Below are 6,422 nucleotides of genomic sequence, written 5' to 3' on the forward strand. Positions count from 1 at the left end.
CCGTGTCTGTCTATTCGGCCGTTTCTCTGTTCGAGTCTTATTGGATTCCAGGGGATCTCCATATGGAACATATATCTGCAGTGTTGCTGAAGGTTTATTCCTTCAGAGGCAGCATCGGTTGCGACGAGTATTCTCGCGGGTGATTCGTCTGGATCGGTTTCGAACATCGCCTTTATGGCCTCTCTTTTTTCCATTTCCATACCGCCATAGAGCTGGAGGATTCTCCCTTCTTCAACACCGTGATCGATCAGCTGGTCTGTGATGTACTCCATTGTGTCTTTGAATTCGGAGAATATGACGACTCTTTCGCGGTTCCAACGGCCGTTCTCTTTGAGGTTGTTGTCTATCCATCTGATAAGCTCTTTCACTTTACTGTCTGGCTTGTTTCTGAGGCGGGAGGCGACGTTTATTAGTTCACTCAGGTAGTTCTTACCGTTATCGGTTGCCGTAGCGCTTATTAACTCCTGTTCGGTCTGCTCTCTGACGACGTCGTTATCCCAGTCTTCGTCAAGCCTATCCATAATCAGCTGGAGGTACTTCGGAGAGTCTTTCGCATCGTTCAAGTGTTCCGTGTGAACTACAATTGAATTGTAGAAAGCTCTTGGTGAAGAGAGAAGCCTCTTCTTCAGGATCGTCATAGCGAACTCGAGAGGCCTGTTTTTCTCGCCGTTTTCTCCACCACGCACCCTTTGGTGAATGTATTGATTGAGTAAGCTCAACGACTTCTTCTCGTCCTCTGAAGGATCTATGTCTAAGGGAACGATCTCTCTGCCTGCAAACATTGCACGACCGAGAGAGTCTTTAACGCCTGTGGGGCCCCTCTTCAATCTTCGTACCATTATTCGATCTAACCTTCTTTTGAAGCTGGCTTTATTGAGCGCTGGATCTTCCCCTCTGTTGAAGCTTAGAGGATCCAGCATATCCAAAAAGGCGACAAAGGATTCCTTTCGTCCATTGTGGGGTGTAGCGGTAAGGAAGATCTTATGCTCGAAGTGTCTTCCTATCTCATTGAGCATCTTCGTCCTGTCTGAATCTCGATAGTACTTCTTCGTTGGTTGGGGCATAGCGTTGTGGGCTTCATCTACTACCAGGAGATCCCAGGAGCGGATATACTTACCCGAATTAACCTCGCAAGAGCGGAGAAATTCTGTCTTCCTGCCCTCCATCTTGATAAAGTCCATTGAGGCGATTATCCTGGGGTAGGCTAACCAGGGGTTGACGTTTATCCCGTACTCCCTCTTGAATTTCGTTATCTGGTTGCTATCTACTATTTTGAAGTCAAGTCCGAATTTATTTTCCATTTCCCACTGCCACTGGAGCTGTAAAGATGCCGGGCAAACAAGAAGTATCCGGCGAGCCTTGCCTCTCAGAATGAGTTCCTGGATTATCATACCTGCTTCAATTGTCTTACCCAGGCCAACATCGTCTGCTATGAGAAGGCTTATCCTTGGCATAGACAGAGCCTTGATCACTGGCTCTAGCTGAAATGTCTGCTGCTGTATGGCACCGTAAAACGGAGCCCGAATAACACCCCCGCCGAGTATGCTCTTGTTTGTCCATCTCAGGGCATTGACGAAGCTGTCGAATACTGCGGGAGTGTCGAGTGAATTGCCAATGTCGGGGAGTATGTTTTCGGGCAGAACCTGGAAGTCAACTTCTCTTTCAAATACGACGGATGTCTTGCTTCCCTGATCCGAATCTTCTAAGCTCTCTAATGTCACCAGCGTTGCGGGGTTAGATACTACATCGTCAGAGAACGAAACATCACTGATCAGCCAGATTCTGTCCCTAACTCTGGCAAGTCTTCCAGCTTCTGGGATATTAGCGCCCATACTACACCTACCCTGCATATTCTCGCTATTTCTTCTCTGTAACTGAAGTTTATCATTGTTGGGTATTAATTCCGAAACCTAACAGATTAGCCGTTTATTGTATCCGAAATCACCCAAATACTTATGGCCGGCCCGGGAGAAGCTTTTCTGCGCCAGGCTCGATGATTGATAAGAGAATACCACTTCGGAAATCAACCACAATCGCCAACAACCTTCAGTGACAAGAATTCACGGAACAGAGTTTGACTTTGTATAGAATGTAACAACTGCTATATTAATTGTATGAGTGCATTGCACTTCTTTCTGTATGTTGCCTGAGTCTTCACGTGCTTACTTAAAGTGCGAGGCCTCGCTATAGGGGTAAAAGTATGAAAAGCAGATTCTTCGGATTTTGTTTGCTCTTGTTGCTAACAACTGGCATTTTTCTATTGACAGGATGTCCTCCTCATCAAAGTAGACTTCCCACAGTAACTAAGGTAAGTGGGCCGACCGGAGAGGTTTCTCAGAGCAGTAGCACATTCACTTAGAGTGGGAGCGATCCGGATGGGACGATTACAAAGTACGAGTATAGAAAGGATGGAGGGAGCTGGACAAAGACGGAAGAATAATGACTGACATAACGAAGGCACTCGGATACAGCTGCCGACTGAAGCCGAATGGGAATATGCGGCGATGGGAGGGAACAAGAGCAGGGGTTACGAGTATGCTGGAAGCAGTACCGTCGGTGACGTTGCCTGGTACGATTCGAACTCGGGGAGTAAGACCCAGGAAGTCGGGAAGAAGGCGCCTAACGAGCTGGGCCTGTACGATATGTCCGGAAACCTATGGGAATGGTGCAGCGACTGGTTTGGAAACTACTCCAGTTCTGCACAGACGAATCCATACAACAGCATTGGTTCCTGTCGGGTGTTTCGCGGTGGCAGTTGGTACTGCAGAGTGTCTTTCGTATGGGTAGCTTACCGCGACAACGTCTCGCCCTCTGCCACGAGCAGCGGTCTGGGCCTCCGTATTGCAAGGGCTTTGCCCTGATTATGTTTTAACCTTTTTACATTTTTACCCTTTACTGCGTTTTCTAGCGCCGGGCACGGAGTAGCCAGCTGTTATAAATTCAACTCAACATAGATATCGTTCAGCTGATCCTGGGTTATCCCAATATATCTAAGGGTTATTGCAGGAGAAGAATGGTTTAGCATTTTCTGTATATATTCCAGCGCCACACCTTTCTTGTACAGGTGATAGCCAAAAGTCTTGCGGAGTGTGTGCGTGCCTATTCCGTCATTCAGTCCCACCATATTGGCGTATCTGTTTAGCATCTGCCAGGCAGCTATGCGACTTATGGGTTGCAGGGTACCGTCGGCTGTTTTGCGGGAGGAAAATACCGGATCTTCGGGAGATACACTTTCGTGGGAATCGTAGTAGAGCTTCAAGGCTTCCGCGACTGACTTGTTTATCATAAAGTTTTTTATCTTCTTGGTCTTAATCTCCACAACATTCAGCTGATCCCCTGACTTCAGTAGTCTTCCACCACCGTTTATAAAACTGCACCACTTCAAAGCGAGTATGTCAGATATACGAAGGCCTGTATTTATTCCCAAAACGAACAAAAGAAGGTCCCGGTAATTGGATTCACCCTTCATAATTGACTTCATCGCATCGATTTTCTTCGTATCCCTAATTGGCTGCACTTCCTTCATAACTACACCTCGTAAAACGCTCTCTAACGCATTTTCTTTTGTCGCACCTTCATATATGTATTACCACCATCAGAAGCGCAGAATGGGGCGTTTAATAGGGAAATAGACCGAGCTGGACCGGCTTGGAGTCTATCTTATCCCTCAAATACCTCGGTTTAACCACTGAATAATGGTGTCTATGTCTTATCCTGAGCTTATTATGTACATATCTGGTTGCCATAGCCTGGTTCGGGAATATTTTAGTCACGAATGTGGCGCGCTCGGAGAGCCGCGCGAAAATGATGGTAACCGGATACCCGGTAAAGGTACTCTGGCGTTCATCGCTTATGAAATAGAACCTCTTCATATTGTTCTCGGGCATCACTTTCTCCAGGTAAACCGATGGCATTTTAGGCCTCCGTGTCTAAATTCAGTAATTTAACATAAGTAGATAATATCACATACTGTGTAAAATGCTAAATCAAAGAGAGCAAACAGAAGAGGTAGAGTTTCGAATGAAGCCTTTACTGGGATTGGGCTAGAAGAGAACAGATGAATTTAACATAATACTCTTAAGTTAAATTGCTTAGTGGATACACTCGCTCTGAAAGGTGTGTCTGTTACGGCTAGGTTTTCAGGGTAGATGGGCTATGATTTCAGCATAAGCTTTGAACCGGTTATTAAACTGAAGAGGGGATGGTTTTTTGTGTATTCTTTCGATAGCGTAAAGAAGATACTCGAAACTTCAATAGACAGTCTCGTGGATAACTTCATAAGAGAGCCTTACATCCATCGCTGTGAGCACTCCCTTCACTGTGAGCTATATACTATGTTAACTTCCCACAGAGCTTTGCAGGGTTTGTACCCTATAGGAAACAGCCCGTATAAGGCTTCGCTCGTTCACAAAGAGTGGCCAGAGCCTCTACGGAGAAAAGGAAAGCGTGGTAGAGGGAAAGTTGATCTCGCCATTTTGAATAGGGAAGACCTTATGGATCCCGTAGCAGCAAGTAAGAAGTCTGGACTGTTACCTCAACGGGTTCGACCATTCAAAGAAATAGAGGTCTTCGCTAGGGGCTTTTTAATGCCGGCCTTTGTTGTTGAACTTGGCCTCAATTACGAAGTTGCTACCCACCTGAAGCCAGATCACGATAAACTTATAAACAGCGGTTACAGCAAAAGCATTCAGGATAAGGCAGCTTATCTAGTACACTTCTGGCAACCGCGCACGCGCAATGGAATACCTGAAAAGGAGTTAAAGGCCATAAAGGATTTTATTGCCAACGGTCCTCAAGTGGAAATCGCAGTTGCGGTGTTTGCTAAATCCCACGTATGGGTCAAGCATTTATCGGACAAAGGGATCACGGAAATACCTATCTGACGACAAGTTACTTCAGAAAGACTATCATTCTTTCTTCGAGAAACCCGCAGCTTTTTAGCGGCATAAGGAAAGTCACGAGATTATTTCCGCTAGCTTTGTGGTGCATATAGCTTTCGATAAGCAAATCCCCTTCTTGCCTAATAACACAGCACCCAAGCGCATTGGAATCGTCCTGTATAAAGAGGGGGCTATAAAAGGGGTATTATATGAAAACACGAAAAGAGCATAGATATCTCAGAAGAATACATTTCTACAGAGGGGAAGTAAAACTATGGGAATAATTTTTATACTTCCTTTCTTGATACTCTGGTTCTTACCTACTTATGCTATAAAGCCTATGAGGTATTTTATAGCTGGGCTGATCATATTGGTTCTAATTATTGTGTTCCTCTTTTCTGGCTAATTTTCTTTCCTAAACATATCCGATAATGGCAGTTCGGAGTCTCTCGGGGATTACAGAGTAACCGGGAATTCTTTTGTAATGCCGGATCTTCAGTATATAGTCCAATTCTGTCTGTCGGGTCTATACGGTCAATTATAAAGGGTCGTAGAAAGCCAAGTATCAGTATCTCTTGACTATCTCCATGCCTGTATGGATTGACACGAAAGATGGGTGTATAATTTACACATAGTGTGTATAAGGCGGTGATCGCATGAAGGATATTCAGGAAACGAAAAAGAGACACAATATCATGATGACGCCTTCTTCATGGAAGGTTCTGAAGGAGCTAGGTCGTGTACAGGGCAAAAGCGCCAGTGAAATCATTGAGACGGCTCTATGGAATCTCATAAAGACCGAAGGCTACAACTCTCTGTACTTCAAGATAATGGCTAACGCCGAACCATGCGACCCCGAAGAGAATGAGGAACTCACAAGGATACTGGATCAGATGACGGAAGAGGATCTGGAAATCGTCGATAGCTATGAGTTACCGGATTAGCTTCACGAGAGTGGGCAAACGGCAACATGAAGAGCTCAATACCGCGGTCAAGAATAGAATAGACAAAAGCTTCCAACAGCTTGTAGATTACTACGACGGAAAGGCGATGGAGAAACCGGACGTTAAAAGTCTTTCGGGTAAATACTACGGACTACTTCGATTGAGGGTCGGTGATTACAGAGTCATTTTCCAGGTGCGAGGAGATGAGTTTGTAATTCTTGTGGTTCAGATAATCAAGCGCGGAGATGCATATAGATAAGAGAAGTTTCTATAGATCCCTTTCTGTGATCTAAAAACCAAATCTGCTATCATTCTAATGTTAGCTTCTATTTTCAATGGAATCCTTTTCACAGGGGTCTTGCTTCAGGACTTGCGGGAACGCGATGTTCCAATTTTTGCAGTTTTGGCACAGACAAACTCTAAAACACAAATTTGTGTTAAATAGGGTCAGACTCCATTTTCACACTAAACGAGAAATCGAAGATAATTCTGTGAGGATATTCCTAAGGATAGAAAAGAAAGGTTAAGCGGAGCCCTTTGCCCGCTCCGCCCACGGGGACACCCCCATGCAATGAAATTATATCACTTTGCCATCCTT

Annotated in this window: 7 protein-coding genes; 4 read left to right on the forward strand and 3 right to left on the reverse strand. The window is 45.1% G+C overall.

Annotation, left to right across the window (positions count from 1 at the left end; genetic code table 11):
* Window positions 1–1,832, reverse strand: a 1,832-nt coding sequence (gene drmD, locus B3157_RS10995) for a DISARM system SNF2-like helicase DrmD (protein WP_292590511.1), incomplete at its 3' end; no start/stop codon positions are given.
* Window positions 1,833–2,504: 672 nt separating this feature from the next.
* Between drmD and B3157_RS11000 the strand changes: the two genes are divergently transcribed.
* Window positions 2,505–2,861 carry a formylglycine-generating enzyme family protein gene (locus tag B3157_RS11000; protein WP_292590513.1) on the forward strand — a complete coding sequence of 119 codons (357 nt, stop codon included), beginning with the start codon at window positions 2,505–2,507 and terminating at the stop codon, window positions 2,859–2,861.
* Window positions 2,862–2,932: 71 nt separating this feature from the next.
* Here B3157_RS11000 and B3157_RS11005 read toward each other — a convergent pair whose 3' ends face one another.
* Both B3157_RS11005 and B3157_RS11010 read right to left on the reverse strand, forming a co-directional pair.
* Entirely contained in the window at window positions 2,933–3,526 is a 594-nt protein-coding gene (locus B3157_RS11005) for a site-specific integrase (RefSeq protein ID WP_292590515.1), read from the reverse strand.
* A 91-nt stretch (window positions 3,527–3,617) separates the two neighbouring features.
* Window positions 3,618–3,914, reverse strand: coding sequence for a WGR domain-containing protein (locus B3157_RS11010; RefSeq protein ID WP_292590517.1), 297 nt, complete (start codon window positions 3,912–3,914; stop codon window positions 3,618–3,620).
* 297 nt (window positions 3,915–4,211) lie between these two features.
* Here B3157_RS11010 and B3157_RS11015 point away from each other — a divergent pair, with 297 nt between their 5' ends.
* From B3157_RS11015 to B3157_RS11025, 3 genes are all read left to right on the forward strand, one after another.
* The gene (locus B3157_RS11015; protein WP_292590518.1) at window positions 4,212–4,883 is read left to right on the forward strand and encodes a hypothetical protein; all 672 of its coding nucleotides are present in this window, start codon (window positions 4,212–4,214) and stop codon (window positions 4,881–4,883) included.
* A gap of 653 nt (window positions 4,884–5,536) precedes the next feature.
* Complete coding sequence (locus B3157_RS11020) at window positions 5,537–5,824, forward strand: hypothetical protein (RefSeq protein WP_214061460.1); 288 nt, start codon at window positions 5,537–5,539, stop codon at window positions 5,822–5,824.
* On the forward strand, window positions 5,808–6,083 hold the full coding sequence (locus tag B3157_RS11025; RefSeq protein WP_292590521.1) for a type II toxin-antitoxin system RelE family toxin: 276 nt from the start codon (window positions 5,808–5,810) through the stop codon (window positions 6,081–6,083). The genes B3157_RS11020 and B3157_RS11025 overlap by 17 nt, the downstream gene beginning before the upstream one ends.
* The last annotated feature ends 339 nt before the right edge of the window (window positions 6,084–6,422 follow it).

Origin of the sequence: Mesotoga sp. UBA5557 (assembly GCF_002425715.1) — a bacterium.
Classification (GTDB): domain Bacteria; phylum Thermotogota; class Thermotogae; order Petrotogales; family Kosmotogaceae; genus Mesotoga.